We start from the raw sequence: 18,859 nt of genomic DNA, 5'->3' as shown, positions 1-18,859 counted from the left end.
TCAGTCGCCGATCGCCGACAAATATTCGCTGTAGAACAACGCCAGGCCGGCCGCGGACGCGATCGCCGCCAGCAGCCAGAATCTGATGATCACCGTGGTTTCGGCCCACCCGGCAAGTTCGAAATGGTGATGGAACGGCGCCATCCGGAACACCCGCCGCCGCGACGACCGGAACACCGCCACCTGAATCACCACCGACGCCGCCTCCGCGACGAACAGCGCACCGATGACCACCATGAGCAGCTCGGTGCGGGTGGTGATCGACAGTCCGGCAAGCAGGCCGCCCAGCGCCAGCGAGCCCGTGTCGCCCATGAAAATCTTCGCGGGTGCGGCGTTCCACCAGAGGAATCCGATACACGCCCCGGCCCCGGCACCGCAGATCAACGCCAGGTCGAGCGGATCCCGCACGTCGTAACACCCCTGGCCCGGGCTGGTCTCGCAGGCGTTGCGGTACTGCCAGAACGTGATGATCACGTAGGCGCCGAGCACGAGGCCCATCGAGCCGGCGGCCAGGCCGTCCAGCCCGTCGGTGAGATTCACCGAGTTCGACCACGAGATCACCAGCAGGCAGACGAACAACACAAAGACGACCGAACCGGTGGCCACCGTGGTGATGTCGCGGACGTAGGACAGGTGCGCGCTGCCGGGCGTGAGCCCGCTGGCACCGTGAAAACCCATGGCCAGCACGCCGAAGATGACCGCCGAAATGATCTGGCCGACATACTTCCCGGTGGCGTTCAGACCCAGATTGCGCTGCTTACGGATCTTGATGAAGTCGTCGAGAAAGCCGACACCGCCCAGTGCCGTGGCCAGCCCCAGCACGAGCAGCCCGGAGACCGACGGTCCGTCGGCGTCGTAGATGATCCCGATCAGGTGCGAACCCCAGTAGCCCGCCCACAGTCCGGCCAGAATGGCGACGCCACCCATGGTCGGCGTCCCGCGCTTGGACTGGTGGCTGGCCGGGCCCTCCACCCGGATTTCCTGGCCGAAGCCTTGCCGGGAAAACGTCTTGATCAGCAGCGGCGTGAGCAGAATGGAGACGGCCAAGGCAATCCCAGACGCGAAGAGAATCTGTCTCACGTGGCTGCCTCCGTATCCGTGTGCTGCGACAGTAACGTCTCGGCCACCTGCCACAGCCCGATTGACTGCGACGCCTTCACCAGCACCAGATCGCCGGGCGCGACCTGTCCGGCGAGCAGTTCGATCGCGGCCGGGATGTCGGGCATCAGCACCGATTCGATGCCCCAGGAGCCCTCCATCACCGCTCCCTGATGCATGGCCCGCGGCGGCCGGGACGTGCCCACCACCACCAGCCGGGAGATGTCGAGGCGCACGGCGAGCCGGCCGATCGCGTCGTGCTCGAGCACCGAATCCTCGCCGAGCTCGGCCATCTCTCCGAGGACCGCCCACGTGCGCCGGGAACCGTGCTCGCCACGTGCCATGGAGGCCAGCGCCTTCAGCGCCGCCCGCATCGAGTCCGGGTTGGCGTTGTAGCTGTCGTTGATGACCGTGATGCCGTCGGGCGTGGTCTGCACGTCCATCCGTCGCGCCGAGGCGGCCTTGGCACCGGCCAGGGCGGTGGCGACCTGATCGAGCGTCGCGCCGCATTCCAACGCCACCGCCGCCGCCGACAACGAGTTGCCGACCTGGTGTTCGCCGTGTACGGCGAGGCGAACGGGCACCGAGCCGCCGGGCGCGACCAGGGTGAACGACGCCCGCGCCTGCTCATCCAGCGTGACGTCCTCGGCGCGCACCTGCGCCGCTGCCGACTGCCCGACGAGCACCACGCGGGCACGGGTGCGCTCGGCCATGGCGGCCACCAGCGGGTCGTCGGCGTTGAGGACCGCGACTCCGCCGTCGGCGGCAGCCGGCAGCGCCTCGACCAATTCACCCTTGGCCTGGGCGATCGCGTCGCGGGAGCCGAACTCACCGAGGTGGGCGGTGCCGACATTGAGGACCACGCCGATGCGCGGCGGCGCAGTTTCGGCCAGGGCGGCGATGTGGCCGATACCGCGCGCGGACATTTCGAGCACCAGGAACTTGGTCTGCGCGTCGGCACGCAACGCCGTCCAGGGATGGCCGAGTTCGTTGTTGAACGAGCCGGGTGGCGCCACCACCGGACCGAGCGGCGCGAGCACGGCAGCGAGCAGGTCCTTGGTGGAGGTCTTGCCCGACGAACCGGTCACGCCCACCACGGTGGTGGTTTCGGCGAGCCGGTCCACGCTCGCCCGAGCCAGCTTGGCCAGCGCGGCGAGCACGGCCGCTCCTGACCCGTCCGTGTCATGTTCCAAAGCCATTGCGGCCGTGTCGATCTGATCAGCGGGCAACGGGTCGACGACGATCGCGGGCACGCCCACCGGCCGAGCCGCCAACACTCCCGCGGCACCGGCCGCGACGGCCGCAGCGGCATGGTCATGGCCGTCCACGCGCGCACCGGGCAGCGCCAGGAACAGCCCGCCCGAGCCGATCTTGCGCGAGTCGAATTCGACGGTGCCGGTCACCCGGACCTCGGGATCGGGGCAGTCGGCCAGGGTGCCACCGACGATGTCGGCGATCTCGCCGAGCGACAACTCGATCATGACGTCCGACCCGCCAACCGTGCCTCGATCGCACGGGCGAGCACGTCCCGATCGTCGAACGGGTGCTTCACGGCGTTGATCTCCTGCCCTGTTTCGTGTCCTTTGCCTGCGACGATCACGACGTCGCCCGCGGCCGCCCAGTCCACCGCGGCCGCGATTGCGGCGGCGCGGTCGCCGATCTCGCGAATATCGGCGCGCCCATCGGTGGCTGCCTCGGCGCCCGCGCGCAGCGCGGCACGAATCGTTGCCGGTACCTCGGTGCGGGGATTGTCGTCGGTGATGACCAAAAGGTCGGCCTTGCGGGCGCCCACCGCTCCCATGAGCGGTCGTTTGCCGGTGTCGCGGTCGCCGCCCGCGCCGACGACCAGCGCGATTCGGCCGTCGGTGTGGCCGCGCAACGTATCGAGCACCGCCTCCAGGGCGGCGGGCTTGTGCGCGTAGTCGACAACCGCCAGAAACGGCTGCCCTCGGTCAACCCGTTCGACGCGTCCGGGCACCGCCACCCCGGCCACCGCCGCGGCCGCTATTGCCGGATCGATCCCGGCCTCGGCGCACACGGCGACCGCCAGCAACGCGTTGGCGACGTTGTAGCGACCCGGCAAACCAAGCGTCACGGGCAGCACCGCCCCGTCGGGACCGATCGCATCGAACGACTGCGCGCCGAGCGCACCCAGCGCGACATTCGTTGCCCGCCAGTCGGCGTCGCGGGTGGTGGCCACCGTGACCGCCGGTTGCGCAGCGAGCGCCGCCATCCGCCGACCCCATTCGTCGTCGACGCACACGACCGCGCGGCCGGCGTGCACGGCCGAGTCGGGGTCGAACAGCCGGCACTTCGCCGCGAAATAGTCCTCGAAGGTGGCGTGAAAGTCCAGATGATCCTGTGAAAGGTTGGTGAACGCCCCGATCTGGAACCTGGTCCCATCCACCCGTCCGAGCGCCAGCGCGTGGCTGGACACCTCCATCACCACCGAATCCACGCCCTGCTCGAGCATGAGCGCGAACATCGCGTGCAGGTTCGGGGCTTCCGGCGTGGTCAGCGCGCTGGGGACCTGACGACCGGCCATGCGGGTTTCGATGGTTCCGATCAATCCCGTTCGCCGCCCGGCGGCCGCCAGCGCGGCCTCGACGAGATAGGACGTGGTGGTCTTGCCGGAGGTTCCGGTGATCCCGATCACCTGCATCCGCTCCGACGGGTGGCCGTAGATGGTGGCGGACAACTCGCCGAGCACCGCGCGGGGATCGGGATGCACCAAGACCGGCACATCCGCACTGATCAGTGCGGCACCGGCCGCGTCGGTAAAGATAGCGACCGCGCCGTTGCCGAGCGCCTCGCCCGCGAACTGCGCGCCGTGCACCTTGGCGCCGGGCAGTGCCGCGAAGAGATCGCCCTGCTGCACGGCTTGGGCCCGCAGTTCGATTCCGCTGACCGAGGCCGATTCGGGGCCCTCGACGCGGGCACCGACCTGGGACGCTAGGGCACGCACATCGGTCGTCGGCGGGTGTGACGGCCGCAGCGCGGGCGACTGATCGATGGGCGCGACCACCTCACTCCTCTCCGGGCATGGCTAGCTGGGCGGAACCAACGTCTCAGGGAACCAACGTGTCAGGTTACCGGTCCGTCAGGTCGATGCCTGCTAGCGCCGGTGTGGTGGCCGTCATGACTCGCGCTGCGCGAGGTGCGCCGTAAAAGGCTCAGTCCGCCTGCAGAATCAGCTTCGGCGCCGGCTCGGGCGAGAGCGGAACGCTGTCGCGCTGGAGTAACCAGGACGCGATGTTGTGGAACAGCGGCGCCGCTGATTCACCGCCGCGGCCATCGACGCCGCGAACGGGGGCGTCGAGCATGATGCCGATGACGTACCGCGGGTTGTCGGCCGGTGCCATGCCAGCGAACGTGATCCAGTAGGTGCTGTTCGAGTAGCACTTGCACTTCGGGTCGACCTGCTGCGCGGTGCCGGTCTTGCCGGATATCTGATAGCCCGCGACCGCCGCCGGCGTGCCGGTGCCCTGCTGGTATCCCATCGGGTCGCGCTGTACGACCGCCTCGAACATGCGGCGCACAGTCTGCGCGGTCTGCGCGCTGACCACGCGAATTCCGTCCGGCTGCGGCTCGTCGGTCACGTGCCCGGAAGAGTCGACGGTGGCCTTGACGATCCGCGGCGGAATCCGCACGCCGTCGTTGGCGATCGCCTGATACATCCCGGTCATCTGCAGCAGAGTCATCGAAAGACCCTGCCCGATAGGGAGGTTCGCGAAGGTGCTGCCCGACCATTGGTCGCGGCTGGGCACGAAGCCGGAGCTCTCGCCGGGCAGTCCGACGTCGGTGCGCTGGCCGAGGCCGAACTTCTTCATGGTGTCCCACCAGCGATCCGGGCCCACCCGCTGCGCCAGCATCAGCGTGCCGACATTGGACGACTTTCCGAACACACCGGTCGTGGTGTACGGCATGACGCCGTGCGACCAGGCGTCGCTGACGCTGACCCCGCCCATCCGGATACTGCCCGGCACCTGCAGAACTTCCTCGGGGTTGGTGACCCCGTATTCGATCGCCGCCGACGCGGTGATGATCTTGTTCACCGAGCCCGGCTCGTACGGGGTGGTCACCGACAGGTTGTTGAGCTGGTTGCTCTTCGCGTTGCCGACGCCGAGCGCCGCGTTGAAGGTGTCGTTGTTGCTCATGGCCAGCACCTGCCCGGTGCGCGCGTCGAGCACCACGGCCGAGGCGTCCTTGGCGCCGGACATGTTCTTGGCCTGCTGGACCTGCTGCTGCACGTAGTACTGCAGATCGGAATCGATGGTCAGCTCGACCTTGGAACCGTTGACCGCCGGCTGCACGTCACGCCAACTGCCGGGGATGACGGCGCCGTCCGAGCCGCGGTCGTAGGTGTGTGATCCGTCGGTGCCGGCAAGCTCGGAATCCATCGACGACTCGAGCCCCAGCAGCCCGTGGCCGTCCCAGCCGGTGGCGCCGATGATGTTGGCGGCCAGCGCACCACCCGGGTACTGGCGCAGGTTCTGCCGCTCCAGGCCCACCTCGGGGTACTTCTCGCTGATTGTGGCGGCGACCGCCGGGTCCACGCCGCGGGCGAGGTAGACGAACGTCTCGTTGCTCTGCAGCTTGTTGAGCAGGCTCTCTTCGCTGATGTCCTGGGTGGCCGAGCTCCTGTTCGCGAAAGCGTCCGGGCTGGAAAGCTTTTCATCGATGAACTTGGCAATGTCGGCCAGCCGCTGCTGCGGGTCCGGCGCCTTTGGATCCTTGGCCTTGGCGGTGGCCAGGTCCTTGCGGACCCGCACCGGCTGGAAGGTCAACGACTTGGCCTCGGCGGTGAAGGCGAGCACCTTGCCGTTGCGGTCGACGACCGGCCCGCGGATCGCCGGGTCGATCTGGGTGACCGTGCGCTGGCTGGCCGCTTCGGCCGAGAGCCTGGGCGCCGCGGCTGTCTGCACCCACAGCAACTGGACTGCGGCGACGAGCAGCGCGATCAGCATGACCGCGCGCCCGGTGCCCAGCCTGAATCGCATGGCCGTACCCCGCTTGGCGCGTGGTCGTGTCTGCGGAACCCGACTCACTGCCCGTGGCCCCCAGTGCCCGCCGGAATGCTCATGGGCACCAATTGTTCACCCGAAGCATTCACTTGCGCCCCATTAGTCACTTGCGGCGTGGCGCGGGTGACGGTCGGCTGCGGCTGGGGCGTGACATACGTCGGCGCTTCCGACAGCGACAGGGACGGATTCGATGCGTTCAACAGCGGCGCCGGCGCGCCCTGGGCCGGTGCCGGCTTGCCGACCACCTGCACCGATCCGTCCGGCGCGACGACCAGCCGCGCCGGGTCGACGGCCGGGATCATTCCGAGTTGGCGCGCCCGTGCGGCGAGGTCCGGGGCGGAATCGGCGGCGGCAACGTCGCGTTCGAGACCGGCCTTCACCTGGGACAGGTGCTGATTGGTGTCGCGCGCGTCGGTGAGTTGGTAGCTATCTTCCGCCGAACGGGTGGTCAGCAGCAGGGTGACCACCAGGCCGGCCCCGAGGAGGCCCAGAATTGTTGCGACATAAGGGATTTTGGCGGCCAGCGAGTTGGCTCGCCGCGGCAGCGTGCCCGGCGTCGCGCCGGGGCCGAGTACGAGGGTCGCGCGTTGCTGACGGCGCTCGTAGGCGCGCCGGGCCGCGCCGGATTTGGCGCCGGCCGCGTCCTCGGTTGGCTTCTTGCGCACGGCGAGCGCGCCGCCCTGACGCTGTTGCGCTGCCTTCTGTTGCGCTGCCTTCTGTTGCGCTGTCTGCTTTTTCGCGGGCTTGTGTTCCTTCTTGCCCCGCCGCGGCGTCTCGTTGCGGGCCTTGATCTCATTGCGGGCCTTGGTCCCGTTGCGGGTCTTCACTGCCACATTCACGCCGCCGACCTCCTGGCAATTCGTTCCGCGGCGCGCATGCGCACCGGCGCCGACCTCGGGTTCTGCTCTATTTCTGCCTCTGATGCGCGTTCCGCGCCGCGGGTGAGCAGGCGCAGTTCGGGGCCCATGCCGGGCAGCTCGACGGGCAGTCCCGGCGGCGTGCGCGACACCGACCGCGCCGCCAGTTCGTGTTTGACCACCCGGTCCTCGAGCGACTGGTAGGACATGAACACCACCCGACCGCCCAGCGCCAACGCATCGATGGCTGCCGGGATGGCGGCGCGCAGGATGTCCAACTCGCCGTTGACCTCCACCCGCAGCGCCTGGAAGGTCCGCTTGGCGGGGTGCCCGCCAGTGCGCCGGGTCGCCGCGGGAATGACGTCGTAGAGCAGTTGCACCAGCTCGGCACTGGTCGTGAACGGCTTGACCCGGCGGCGCTTGACGATTTCGCTGGCGACGCGTCCGGCGAACCGCTCCTCGCCGTAGGTCTTGAGGATGCGCGCGAGGTCGCCGTGACTGTAGGTGTTGAGGACGTCTGCGGCCGTGGCGCCGCGGGTCTGATCCATTCGCATGTCGAGCGGAGCGTCGACGGAGTAGGCGAACCCGCGCTCGACCTCGTCGAGCTGCATGGACGACACCCCGAGATCGAACAGGATCGCGGCCACCGACTCCACCGGCGCCAATCCGGCCTGTTCGAGCGCGGCGGCGATGCCGTCATATGTGCTGTGTACCAATGTGATTCGGGCTTGATACGACGCCAGGCGGGACGCCGTCGCACGTAGTGCTTCCTGGTCACGGTCGAGGCCGATCAGCCGCAACGTTGGATAGGTCCGCAGGAAGTGTTCGGCATGCCCACCCAAGCCCAGAGTGGCGTCGATGAGGACCGGTAGCTGCGCCGCCTCGATGGCCGGGCCGAGTAGTTCGTCAGCTCGCTGCAGCAGGACGGGTATGTGGCGAGCGTCGTTCGGAGCGGGATCGCGGGGTTCGTCGCTACCCACCAGTGCCCTCCGGTTGCTCCAGTTGCCGCTCGTGCCGCACTACATTGCTGCCCGCTGGATGGACGAATACCGCTAGGTCTCTGCCCGAGCGAAACCTGGCGCTGGGGAAGTGCGTCAGGGTCCGCCGGGCAGAGGCCTCGCGGCACTCGACTCGGCTGGGCGGTTAGACGATGCCGCCCAATGACTCGTCGATGGCCTGTGAATAGGTCTCTTCGTTCTCTGCGAGGTAGCTCTCCCAGGCGGCCTTGTCCCAGATTTCTAGGAAGTCGACCGACCCGATGACCACGCATTCCTTGGTCAAGTTGGCGTACGCCCGGTGCGCCGGGGACAACGTGATGCGTCCCTGCGCGTCCGGATGCTGCTCATCGGTACCCGCACCCAGGTTTCGGACGAATGCCCGAGCCTCGGGATTGGTGCGCGATGCCGCCACCGCACGCTTGGCGACTTTCGCGAATTCCTCCCGCGGGTAGACGGCGAGGCTGTGGTCCTGCCACTTGGTGACCATCAACCCTCCCGCCAGTGCGTCGCGAAACTTGGCCGGCAGCGTGAGCCGCCCCTTGTCATCGAGCTTTGGCGTGTAGGTACCGAGAAACACTCGACACCTCCCACGAGCCTCCATCGCTCTCCGATGTGCACCACATTACCCCACTTTCCCCCACTTTCAATCACAACTCGACAGTTTCTTTCCGCTGCAGATGCGAAAGCGCAGGTAGTAGCGGTGGAGGGCGGTGGGGGATTTTTGGCGGCGAGGCCGCGCTCGGCGTGTTCTAGCGGGCTGTATGCGGCCACGTGGTGGTCGTTTGAGCGGCAAATGCCCAGGACAGCGGTGTACGAGCGTCGCTTCAGGCGCGCGGTGGCGGAAAGTGGGGCGCGTGGTGGGCTCGCGTTCCGTCTGCGCGCCTCGCTCCCCGAATACAGGACGCGAATCGTCGACACGGGACGCGAAACGGAAGTGACTGCACAAAAAAAGGGCACCGACCCCACTGGGTGCAGTGCCCTAATCGTTCAGCGAGAGTGTCAGTCTTGCTCGAACCGGCGCCGGAATCGGTCTTCCATGCGGGCTGAGAAACCGCCTGAGCGCCGGGGTCCACGGGCCCGGCCACTACCGGGCTTGCCCGGCTTTCCGTGTGAATCGTGACCGCGCGCTCCGGGCATACCCCGGCGCGCCTTGTCGCGAGCACCGCCGAGCAACAGCAGAACGCCTGCCCCGAACATCACGACGAATCCGATCAGACTGATGATCGGGAAACCGCCGACCTTCGGCAGCGCAACGCCGGCGACCAGGAGCACCAGTCCCACCACAAAGAGCGCGGCGGCTTGCAGCCTCCGTCGGCTGGTTGCCCCGCGCAGGCGACCGCCTCGCACGGACGAGGCGAATTTCGGGTCCTCAGCATAGAGAGCGCTCTCGATCTGATCGAGCATCCGCTGCTCGTGCTCGGAGAGTGGCACGGTCCCCTCCTGGCACTCGGGCTTGTCGTCGTCTACGCCTAGACGACGAGTAGCCGACCTTTGCGGCTACCTAACATCAATGATACGAGCAGAATGTAGCCCGTACCACCTCCTCCGGATACGACTTGTCAACATTGGCGACCTTGTTCCTTACCCACCACCACTAACAAAAGCCCATGTTGAACGGCTAGGCGGAGATGTTCCGGGACGCCTCGCCACCGGACGCAGAGCGCGCCGAATCCCGCAGGAAGTCCTCCACATCGTGCAGGAACGCCCCCACTCTCGCATAGAACTCGTCGGCCGCAGCCGCAGTGACCGGTCGGCTGATGCCTGCTTCCAGCGCCGCCCGCGTCTCGGAGTGGTCGGCAAAGTACTGCGACCACATGAGGAATTCCGGCGCGATGTCCGCCATCAGCCGCCAGGCGTTTCGGGTGCGCTTACGCGCGGCCGCCGGTCCGGCCGCGGCCAGCACGACCGCGGCGCCACGCAGTGCCGCCACATAAGCCGCCCGGAATCGCTCGGGTGCGGACTCCTCGCCCGCCGCGCACGTCAACAGCCGATCCGCGCGCTGCAACAAGGCCCACGCCTGCCCGTTCGGTTGCTGCCCGGTTCGACCTGTCATCTTCTCCCGCCCCCTTACTTCACCCTCACGGCTCGAATTTGCACTAGCTTGTATCGAACAGCTATTCGACGGCTTCAATGTATCTGCGCCCACCGACAAGTTTTGGCCACCGAAGGGGTGATGGCGGTCGTCAGCGAACCTGTCCGGGCACCGGTCATCATCGACCTGTCCGCCCCGCAGTTGCGGGCCCGCCTGCGCGAGGCGCTGGCCATCTATGTGGCCGCCATGGATTACCCGCGCGGGACCGAGCACCACCGGGCCCCGATGTGGGCGGAACACATGTCTCGGCCGGGGTGGCGGGCAGTCGGTGCGGTGCTCACGTCGCCCGGAGTGAGCGCGGACTTGGAGGCCGCGCCGCTGGTCGCGATCACCTACGGCTACCGGGGTGCGCCGCATCAATGGTGGCACCAGCAGGTACACAGCGGCATGCGCCGTGCGGGCTGGTCCGAAGCGGACGCCCAGCAGACGCTGTCGAACTACTTCGAGCTGACCGAACTGCACGTGCACCCGGCCGCGCAAGGCAACGGACTCGGCGAACAACTCGCGCGCAGGCTGCTCGAACCGCGCACCGAGCGCATCGCCTTGCTCTCCACGCCCGAGGTCGCCGGGGAGAACAATCGGGCCTGGCGACTCTATCGACGGTTGGGGTTTGCCGACGTCGTGCGCGGCTTCACGTTCGCCGGAGACAACCGTCCGTTCGCGATTCTCGGCGCAGATCTCCCGCTGGCCGCGGGATCGGAGCCAGCAGGGTGACCGTCGACGTCGCGATCGTCGGTTCCGGACACAACGCGCTGGTCGCGGCGTGCTACCTGGCCCGCGCCGGCCGCTCGGTGACCGTCTTCGAGCGCGACGTGGTGCTCGGCGGCGCGGTTTCCACGGTCGAGCGGATGCCGGGCTATCGGGTGGACCGCGGCTCGTCGGCGCACATCATGATCCGGCACACCGGCATCATCGAAGAACTCGAGCTCGACCGGTTCGGACTGCGTTACCTCGACTGCGACCCGTGGGCATTCGCTCCCCCGCCCGCCGACACCGACGCGCCCGGAATCGTCTTTCACCGCGAGCTGGCCCGTACCTGCGCCTCGATCGAAGCGGCCTGTGGTGCTCGCGACGCGCAGGCCTACGAGCGATTCGTCGGCGTGTGGGGCCCCCGCAGCGCCCGCGTCATGCGTGCGTTCGGTGGCGCCGCAACCGGCCCGCACCTGCTGCGTTCGTTCTGGGGTCTCGCGCCCAGCGCACAGGCCAGCGAACTGTCCCGGCAATTCCTCATGTCCGGGGACGCGTTGCTGGACATGCATTTCGACAGCGAGCGACTCAAGGCCGCGCTGGCCTGGTTCGGCGCGCAGTCCGGCCCACCGATGTCCGAGCCCGGTACCGCACCGATGGTCGGCTTCGCCGCGCTGATGCACACCTTGCCGCCGGGGCGGGCCGTCGGCGGCAGCGGCGCACTCACCGAGGCGCTCGTGGCACGGCTGCGCTCCGACGGCGGTACCGTGCGATCCGGTTGCGGCGTGCGAGCGCTGGAACACCACGGTGACGGCTGGTCGATCCACACCACGACCGGCGAAACAATTCGCGCCGACCGGGTGATCGCCGGCTGCCACGTGCTGAGCACGCTGGATCTATTGGAGCGCGGCGGATTCGACGCGGACACCCTGAGCCAGTGGCGGCGGCGCATCCGGGTGGGCCCCGGAATCGGGATGGTCGTGCGAGTGGCCGCGAGCGCACTACCTCGTTATCGCGGGGGCGAACCGACGGAAACGGCGACCGGGCTGCAACTGTTGGTCAGCGACCGGCGCCAGTTGCGCCTGGCGCACGGCGCCGCGCTCGCGGGTGAATTGCCGCCGCGACCGGCGGTGCTGGCCATGAGCTTCTCCCAGCTCGACCCGTCGATCGCGCCGGCCGGTCGCCAGCAACTGTCGCTGTGGTCGCAGTGGCATCCCTATCGGCTCTCCGGCGGACGGAGCTGGGCCGATCACGCGGCGGCCGAGGCCGACCGGATCATCAGTGAAGTGGACGCTGCCGCCCCGGGGTTCGCCGATTCGGTGCTGGATCGGTACGTGCAGTCGCCAGCCGATCTGGAACGCGAGATGGACCTGCGGGGTGGGAATGTCATGCACGTCGAGATGTCGCTGGACCAGATGATGATGTGGCGACCGTTGCCTGAGCTATCTCGTTATCGCGTTCCCGCCGCGCCCGGGCTGTACCTGACGGGCGCGTCGACGCACCCGGGCGGCGGCGTCAGCGGCGCGAGCGGGCGCACCGTGGCGCGGATGCTGATCGCCGATACCTCCGGCATCGGTCGACTCGTGGCGAGGTTGCGGCGGTGAGCAGCCAGCGCGTTCCGGTCGTGTTGGCCGCCTGCGGCATCGCCACTCAGATCGTCTATCCCCTCGTCAGCGGCGGAGCTCGGGACGCGATCACCGTGGCCGTTGTCGTGCTGCTGGCCGGCGCATGCCTGACCCATGCTCTGGTAGTACGCGGGTTCGGCTGGGCGGCCGGCTTCGCCCTCGTCACCGTCGGGCTCGGCCTAGTCGTCGAAATCATCGGCAGCACAACAGGTTTCCCGTTCGGGTGCTACGACTACGCCGTTGGCCGACTGGGGCCCGCAGTGGCCGGCGTGCCGCTGGTGGTGCCGCTGGCCTGGGCCGCCGGGGTGTATCCGATCTGGACGGTCGCGGCGCTGCTGTGCCGTCGCGCGCTGCGGATCTCGCTGGCCGCGCTCACGATTGTCGGCTGGGATCTGTACCTGGACCCGCAGATGGTGACCGACGGTCAATGGTCGTGGTGTTCGCCGCATCCGAATCTGCCGGGGCTCGCAGCGATTCCGGTGACCAATTACCTGGGCTGGTTCGCCGTGGCGCTGGTGATGACGGCGCTGATCGAGGCCCTGCCGGCGCGGGAACTGTCGCCGGGTGTTTCGACGGTCGTGCCGGTCGCATTGTTCGTCTGGACCTGGCTGGGCTCGTGCTTGGCCCATGCAGTTTTCCTGTCCGGGGCGATGCTGCGATTCTCGGCGCTGTACGGGCTTGTGGGCATGGGCATCCTGGGTGTCCCCCTGCTCGTGCGGATCGTCACGGTGATGCGTGAACGGCCGCCGATCGACGCGACTCGCGCCCCTAGTCCCTGACCGACCCGCGCCCGCCTGGCACCATGTCCCTGTGCCGCCGACCACCAGCGCTACCCCGCCGACGTTCCGCCGCCACGGGAGACTCGTCGCGATCTCCCTGTTGATGCTGCTCGTGTCGCCCTTGCTCGCCGGTTGCTTGCGGGTTCAGGTGTCGATGGGTGTGTCCTCCAACGACCGCGTGTCGGGACAGATCGTCGCGGCCGTCATCCCGCAGAACGAGAGTGACAAGGGCCCGCAGCTCAAGCCGCCGGACTCGCTGGCGGACAAGATCACCGTTCAGGATTACAAGCAAGACGGCTACGTGGGCACCCAGGCGTTCTTCAGCGACCTGTCCTTCGGCGACGTGTCGCAACTCGGTGCCATGTCGGATCAGAGTGCAGGTTCCTACCAACTGCAGCTGAGCCGCACGGGTGATCTGGTGACGCTGGACGGCAAGGTCGACCTGAAGCAGGTACCGGAGCAGGGCTCCGACGTCCAGTTCACCATCGCCTTCCCGGCCCGGGTCGCTACCACCAACGGCACGCGTGAGGGCGACTCGATCGTGTCCTGGAAGCTGCCCGCCGGTGAGTCGAGCACGCTGCACGCCGAGGTCAACTACGCCGATCCCAACACCCGCAGCTTCGACGGCTGGGCCGGCTTCGTCATCGCCGTGACCCTGGCGGCTGCGGCCATCATCGGAATCCTGGCCTGGCGCAACCACGACCCGCGCCCGAAGCTGCCGGAATGGGCCAAGCGCAACCCGTTTGCAGTGGCCGACAAGACCCCGGTGCGCCGGCCTAAGCAGGACAAGGCGACGAAAGAAGACGACAAGACCGATTCCCACAAAACCCAACAGGACCGCCAGACTGAGGACGTCTAGCTTCCTGCGCGTCGCCGCGGGCGCGGCCGCGGCGAGTGCGGGCGTGACCATCGCCAACCGCGCCACGCTGACACCCCTGCAGCACCGGTGCCGTGCGCCGGAACCGGTGACCGTGTTGGTTCCGGCCCGCAATGAGGCGACGCGACTGCCGCAGCTCCTTGCGGACCTGCGCAATCAGCAGGACATCGAGCTACGGGTGTACGTCCTCGACGACGATTCGACCGACGAGACCGCCGCGATTGCCGAACAAGCTATCGCCGGCGACGAGCGTTTCGTGCTGCTGCGCTGCCACAGTGCGCCACCGCCGGGGTGGACCGGTAAGGCGTGGGCGTGTCATCAGCTCGCCGGGCATGCCGCGGACAGCATTCTGGTGTTCCTCGACGCCGACGTGCGGTTGCGACCGGGCGCGTTGGCGGCGGCCGCAACCGCACTGCGAGCCGAGCGCCTCCACCTGCTCAGCCCCTGGCCGCAGCAGATCGCCGGGTCGATGTCCGAGCAGCTGGTTCAGCCGCTGCTCTGCTGGTCCTGGGCGTCGTTGCTACCCATGACAATCGCCAATCGCAGCCGCCGGCCCTCGACCGCTGTGGCGTGCGGGCAGTTCTTGGTCTTCGACGCCGACGCCTATCGGGCGGTCGGCGGTCATGCGGCGGTCGCGGCAAGTGCCACCGACGACCTCGACCTGGCACGGACCTTGCGCCGCAAGGGGTTTAGGACGGCGGTGCGCCCGGCCGGTGAGTTGGCGAGCTGCCGAATGTATCGGGGCCGTGCCGAACTCGAGGCCGGTTACCGGCGCTGGCTGTGGTCAGCGTACGGCTCGCGCGCGGGCAGCGCGGCCGTGGGAACCGCCGCCGGGCTGATCTACCTCCTGCCACCGGTTGCCGCCGTGTTTGGGCGCGGTCCGGCGCGGCGGCTGGGTGTGGCGGGTTACGTCGCCGCGGTGGTCGGGCGACTAGCCGCGCGGTCGCTGGAATCGCCGAGCCTGGATTGGACCGACGCGGCGAGCAGCCTGGCGCATCCCGTGTCGGTCCTCGCCTACGCGCGGTTGAGCGTGACGTCGCACCGCGATCACGCCCGCGGTGCACTGACGTGGAAAGGCCGCGAACTGATTGGCGCCGATTACGCCCGGGCGTGCACCGAATAGCCGAGGTTGGCCAACACCTCGCTGGTGGCCCGGGCGAAGTTGAGGGTGATGAAGTGCAGGCCCGGAGCGCCCTCGCGAATCAGCCTCTCGCACATGGTGGTTGCCACCTCGATGCCGACCTCACGGACGGCGGCGCGGTCTTCTTCCGGCCCGTCGCCCGCGGCCCGGGCAAGCCGTTCGTCGAGTTCGCGCGGCAGCGCCGAGCCGGACAGCTGCAGCATCTTGCGCACCGATCGCAAGGAGGTGATCGGCATGATTTCCGGAATGATCGGCTTGGCGCCCTGCTCGGCGTCGAAGGCTGTCACTCGATCGCGCAACCGCAGGTAGTGCTCGACGTCGAAGAACATCTGAGTGATCGAGTACTCCGCACCCGCCCTTAGCTTGCCGACGAGATATTCCGTGTCGTGCTCGAGGTCCGGCGAGCGCGGATGGCCTTCCGGGAACGACGCCACACCGACGTGGAAATCGCCCAGATCGAGCACCAGCCGGACCAGCTCGTCGGCGTACTCCACGCCGTCGGGGTGCTTGCGCCACTCACCCATCGGATCGCCGGGCGGGTCGCCGCGCAACACCAGAATGTTGCGGATGCCGCAGTCGGCGTACGCGCCGACCATCGCGCGCAGCTCCGACACCCGATGTGACACCGCGGTCAGGTGCGCGACCGGCAGCAACGTGGTTTCCGCGGCGAGCTGACCGGTGACCCGCACGGTCCGGTCGCGCGTCGAGCCGCCGGCGCCATAGGTCATCGAGACGAACGCGGGCTGCATCCGCTCGAATTCGCGGACCGCTCGCCACAACCGGGCCTCCGCCGCGGCGTCGCGCGGCGGGGAAAACTCCACCGAAAACGGAACCAACCCATCCGCACACGGCCGCAACCTGTCGACGATCGATGGCGTGTGGGACACCCAGCCCTTGCTGGCGCGTCCGCGGACGGGGTCGAAACTCACCGCTCCAGCATAAGTGGGCTGCCCCTACCACCATTGGGGCCACCACTATTGTGGAGGACCGTAGCGACCAACCGCGAAGCTGGAGGCTCATCCTGTCCGCAGACGTGATCGCGGCAGTTGAGTCCGCTCTGAGCGAGTTCTTCGCCGCGCGCCGCCCGCTGGTCGCCGCCGTCGGCGCCGACTTCGCCGACGCCGTTACCGACCTCGAACAGTTCGTGCTCCGCGGCGGCAAGCGGCTGCGGCCGTCGTTCGCCTGGACTGGCTGGCTGGGCGCGCACGGCGACCCCGACAGTGCGGACGCCGAGCCCGTCTTGCGCACCTGCGCGGCCCTCGAACTGGTCCAGGCCTGCGCGCTGATCCATGACGACATCATCGACTCCAGCCGGACCCGCCGGGGCTATCCGACGGTGCACGTGGCGCATGCGCACCGGCACGCCGACGCCGGGTGGCGCGGTGATTCGGCCCAGTTCGGCCAGGGCGTGGCCATCCTGCTCGGCGACCTGGCCCTCGCGTGGGCCGACGACATGGTGCGCGAATCGGGCCTGTCCGCCGAGGCCGCCGAGCGCCTCGGGCCGGTGTGGTCGGCCATGCGCACCGAGGTGCTGGCCGGCCAGTTTCTGGACCTCAACGCCGTCGCCAGCGGCGACGAGTCACTCGACGCGGCGCTGCGGATCAACCGGTACAAGACCGCCGCATACACCGTGGAGCGTCCCTTGCACATTGGCGCGGCCCTGGCCGGCGCGGATCAAGCGCTCATCGATGCCTACCGCGCGTACGGAACGGACGTGGGCATCGCGTTTCAGCTCCGCGACGACCTGCTCGGCGTCTTCGGCGACCCGGATGTCACCGGCAAGCCCTCCGGCGACGACCTGCGCGAGGGCAAACGCACCGCCCTGTACGCGATCGGCCTGCAGCGTGCCGACGAACAAGACCCCGCGACCGCCAAACTGCTGCGCGCGAGCCTGGGCGCCGACCTGTCAGAACCCGAGGTCCAACAGCTGCGTGGCGTTCTGTCCGAACTCGGTGCAGTCGCCGAAATCGAAAGCCGGATAACCGAATTGACCACTACAGCCATCACCGTGATCGACCGCAGCAGCGCCACCGAGCCGGTCAAACGGCGGCTCAGAGACATGGCCGCCTCGGCGACCGCCCGGACCTCGTAATGGTGCGCACGGTACCCGCACCTTCCCAGCGCGTTGTCGTCATCGGCGCCGGGCTGGCCGGGCTGTCGGCGGCGCTGCACCTGCGCGGCAGCGGCCGGGAAGTGACCGTCCTGGAACGCGCCGATCACGCTGGCGGCCGGGTAGGCCGCTATACCGGCGCCGACTACGTCATCGACAACGGCGCCACCGTGCTCACCATGCCCGAGTTGATCACCGAGGCCCTCGCCGCGATCGGCGCCAGCACCGATCTACGCATTCGCCGCCTCGACCCCAGCTACCACGCCCGCTTTGCCGATGGCTCCACGATCAACGTCCACTCCGACGCCGACGCCATGTTCGCCGAAGTCAGCCGCACCTGTGGGCCGGCCGAAGCGCAGCGCTACCTGCAGTTGCGGCGCTGGCTCGCCGCGGTGTTCACCGCCGAGTACGACACCTTCATGGCCGCGAACTTCGATTCCCCCCTGAACCTGGTGTCCTCCCGCCGGTCTTTCACCGACCTGATGACGCTGGTCCGGCTCGGCGCATTCGGCCGGCTGGGCCCGAAGGTGGGCCGCTTCATCGGCGACGAGCGGTTGCGGCGACTGTTCACCTTCCAGGCCCTTTATGCCGGGCTCGCACCGCAGCAGGCGCTGGCCGTCTACGGGGCGATCCCGCACATGGACACCTCGCTGGGCGTTTTCTTTCCCGATGGCGGCATGGCATCGATCGCCGAGGCGATGGCGGACGCGCTGACCACGGCCGGCGGCCGCGTGGAACTGGGCGCGGAGGTCACCCGCATCCACTTCGAGGGCCGCCGCGCCACCGCTGTACACACTCGAGACTGCCGCGAATTCCCTTGCGACGCCGTGGTACTCACCGCAGATCTGGGCTCCCTGCCCGGTTTGATCGGCGACAAGGCGCCGCGGCGCAAGCTGCATGCGGCACCGTCGGCGGTCGTCCTGCACGGCACCGTGCCGACCGCGGTGTCACAGCAGTGGCCGACCGGGGCCCACCACGTGATCGAGTTCGGCAAGGCATGGGCAGACACGTTTGCCGAGATCACCGCGCGCAACGGATGCGGCCGGTTGATGAGCGATCCGTCGTTGCTGCTGACCCGTCCGGCGCTCACCGATCCGGCGCTGGTCATCCGGCGTGGCACCGAAACCTACGAGCCGTTCTCGGTACTCGCGCCGTGCCCCAACCTGCGCAGCGCACCGCTGGACTGGGACAGGCTGGCGCCGGCCTACGCCGAGGATCTGTTGGTCCAGCTCGAACGACGGGGTTACACCGCCATCGCCGAGTCGTTCCAGGTGGACTGGATCGATACCCCGGCCACCTGGCGTCGCCAGGGCATGCTTGCCGGCAGCCCGTTCTCGGCGTCGCACCTGTTTCGGCAGACCGGACCGTTCCGCACCGCCAACCTGCTGCGACGCACCGAGAACGTGGTGCTGGCCGGCTGCGGGACGACCCCGGGCGTCGGCGTGCCCACCGTGTTGATCTCCGGAAAACTCGCCGCGGCGCGCATCATGGGCGGGTAGCTGTAGCGCCTTTGGCGGGGTTCGGTCCGAAAACCCACTAAACTCATGCCTCGAACAGTTGACACGCGGCGA

17 protein-coding genes are annotated in these 18,859 nt (G+C 68.5%); 7 read left to right on the top strand and 10 right to left on the bottom strand.

Annotation, left to right across the window (positions count from 1 at the left end):
* The 9 genes from mraY to FOS14_RS05630 form a co-directional block, all read right to left on the bottom strand.
* The gene (mraY, locus tag FOS14_RS05670; RefSeq protein ID WP_143769281.1) at window positions 1-1,080 is read right to left on the bottom strand and encodes a phospho-N-acetylmuramoyl-pentapeptide-transferase; all 1,080 of its coding nucleotides are present in this window, start codon (window positions 1,078-1,080) and stop codon (window positions 1-3) included.
* Window positions 1,077-2,579 (bottom strand): UDP-N-acetylmuramoyl-tripeptide--D-alanyl-D-alanine ligase, encoded by a 1,503-nt coding sequence (gene murF, locus FOS14_RS05665; RefSeq protein WP_143769280.1) that lies wholly within the window; start codon window positions 2,577-2,579, stop codon window positions 1,077-1,079. The genes mraY and murF overlap by 4 nt, the downstream gene beginning before the upstream one ends.
* Window positions 2,576-4,123, bottom strand: coding sequence for a UDP-N-acetylmuramoyl-L-alanyl-D-glutamate--2,6-diaminopimelate ligase (locus FOS14_RS05660; RefSeq protein WP_255450093.1), 1,548 nt, complete (start codon window positions 4,121-4,123; stop codon window positions 2,576-2,578). The genes murF and FOS14_RS05660 overlap by 4 nt, the downstream gene beginning before the upstream one ends.
* 148 nt (window positions 4,124-4,271) lie before the next feature.
* Window positions 4,272-6,098: a penicillin-binding protein 2 gene (locus tag FOS14_RS05655; RefSeq protein WP_185981626.1), complete on the bottom strand. Its 1,827-nt coding sequence runs from the start codon at window positions 6,096-6,098 to the stop codon at window positions 4,272-4,274.
* Between the two features lie 44 nt (window positions 6,099-6,142).
* Window positions 6,143-6,961, bottom strand: a complete 819-nt coding sequence (locus FOS14_RS05650; RefSeq protein ID WP_255450092.1) for a hypothetical protein — start codon at window positions 6,959-6,961, stop codon at window positions 6,143-6,145.
* Complete coding sequence (gene rsmH / locus FOS14_RS05645; RefSeq protein WP_255450091.1) at window positions 6,958-7,959, bottom strand: 16S rRNA (cytosine(1402)-N(4))-methyltransferase RsmH; 1,002 nt, start codon at window positions 7,957-7,959, stop codon at window positions 6,958-6,960. The genes FOS14_RS05650 and rsmH overlap by 4 nt, the downstream gene beginning before the upstream one ends.
* 163 nt (window positions 7,960-8,122) lie before the next feature.
* Window positions 8,123-8,554 carry a division/cell wall cluster transcriptional repressor MraZ gene (mraZ, locus tag FOS14_RS05640; protein ID WP_143769278.1) on the bottom strand — a complete coding sequence of 144 codons (432 nt, stop codon included), beginning with the start codon at window positions 8,552-8,554 and terminating at the stop codon, window positions 8,123-8,125.
* Between the two features lie 422 nt (window positions 8,555-8,976).
* Entirely contained in the window at window positions 8,977-9,408 is a 432-nt protein-coding gene (locus FOS14_RS05635; RefSeq protein WP_143769277.1) for a DUF3040 domain-containing protein, read from the bottom strand.
* 187 nt (window positions 9,409-9,595) lie between these two features.
* Window positions 9,596-10,030, bottom strand: a complete 435-nt coding sequence (locus FOS14_RS05630; RefSeq protein WP_185981625.1) for an SAV_6107 family HEPN domain-containing protein — start codon at window positions 10,028-10,030, stop codon at window positions 9,596-9,598.
* A gap of 120 nt (window positions 10,031-10,150) precedes the next feature.
* Here FOS14_RS05630 and FOS14_RS05625 point away from each other — a divergent pair, with 120 nt between their 5' ends.
* The 5 genes from FOS14_RS05625 (at window position 10,151) to FOS14_RS05605 (ending at window position 15,160) form a co-directional block, all read left to right on the top strand.
* Window positions 10,151-10,783, top strand: coding sequence for an N-acetyltransferase (locus tag FOS14_RS05625; RefSeq protein ID WP_143769276.1), 633 nt, complete (start codon window positions 10,151-10,153; stop codon window positions 10,781-10,783).
* Window positions 10,780-12,360, top strand: a complete 1,581-nt coding sequence (locus tag FOS14_RS05620) for an NAD(P)/FAD-dependent oxidoreductase (protein WP_143769275.1) — start codon at window positions 10,780-10,782, stop codon at window positions 12,358-12,360. The genes FOS14_RS05625 and FOS14_RS05620 overlap by 4 nt, the downstream gene beginning before the upstream one ends.
* Window positions 12,357-13,160 (top strand): carotenoid biosynthesis protein, encoded by an 804-nt coding sequence (locus FOS14_RS05615; protein ID WP_255450090.1) that lies wholly within the window; start codon window positions 12,357-12,359, stop codon window positions 13,158-13,160. The genes FOS14_RS05620 and FOS14_RS05615 overlap by 4 nt, the downstream gene beginning before the upstream one ends.
* Window positions 13,161-13,263: 103 nt before the next feature.
* Window positions 13,264-14,019, top strand: a complete 756-nt coding sequence (locus tag FOS14_RS05610) for a DUF3153 domain-containing protein (RefSeq protein ID WP_143769354.1) — start codon at window positions 13,264-13,266, stop codon at window positions 14,017-14,019.
* A gap of 43 nt (window positions 14,020-14,062) precedes the next feature.
* Entirely contained in the window at window positions 14,063-15,160 is a 1,098-nt protein-coding gene (locus FOS14_RS05605; protein WP_255450089.1) for a glycosyltransferase family 2 protein, read from the top strand.
* On the opposite strand, the gene metF is transcribed toward FOS14_RS05605, so the two are convergent.
* On the bottom strand, window positions 15,136-16,107 hold the full coding sequence (gene metF, locus FOS14_RS05600; RefSeq protein WP_143769274.1) for a methylenetetrahydrofolate reductase [NAD(P)H]: 972 nt from the start codon (window positions 16,105-16,107) through the stop codon (window positions 15,136-15,138). The two genes, FOS14_RS05605 and metF, sit on opposite strands and share 25 nt — an antisense overlap.
* Between metF and FOS14_RS05595 the strand changes: the two genes are divergently transcribed.
* Window positions 16,050-17,270 carry a polyprenyl synthetase family protein gene (locus FOS14_RS05595; protein WP_143769273.1) on the top strand — a complete coding sequence of 407 codons (1,221 nt, stop codon included), beginning with the start codon at window positions 16,050-16,052 and terminating at the stop codon, window positions 17,268-17,270. The two genes, metF and FOS14_RS05595, sit on opposite strands and share 58 nt — an antisense overlap.
* Window positions 17,270-18,787, top strand: coding sequence for a phytoene desaturase family protein (gene crtI / locus FOS14_RS05590; protein WP_143769272.1), 1,518 nt, complete (start codon window positions 17,270-17,272; stop codon window positions 18,785-18,787). The genes FOS14_RS05595 and crtI overlap by 1 nt, the downstream gene beginning before the upstream one ends.
* Window positions 18,788-18,859: the final 72 nt, after the last annotated feature.

This window comes from Skermania sp. ID1734, from assembly GCF_007489285.1.
In the GTDB taxonomy this organism is placed as follows: Bacteria; Actinomycetota; Actinomycetes; order Mycobacteriales; family Mycobacteriaceae; genus ID1734.
This window is presented reverse-complemented; position numbering and strand designations above follow the sequence as displayed.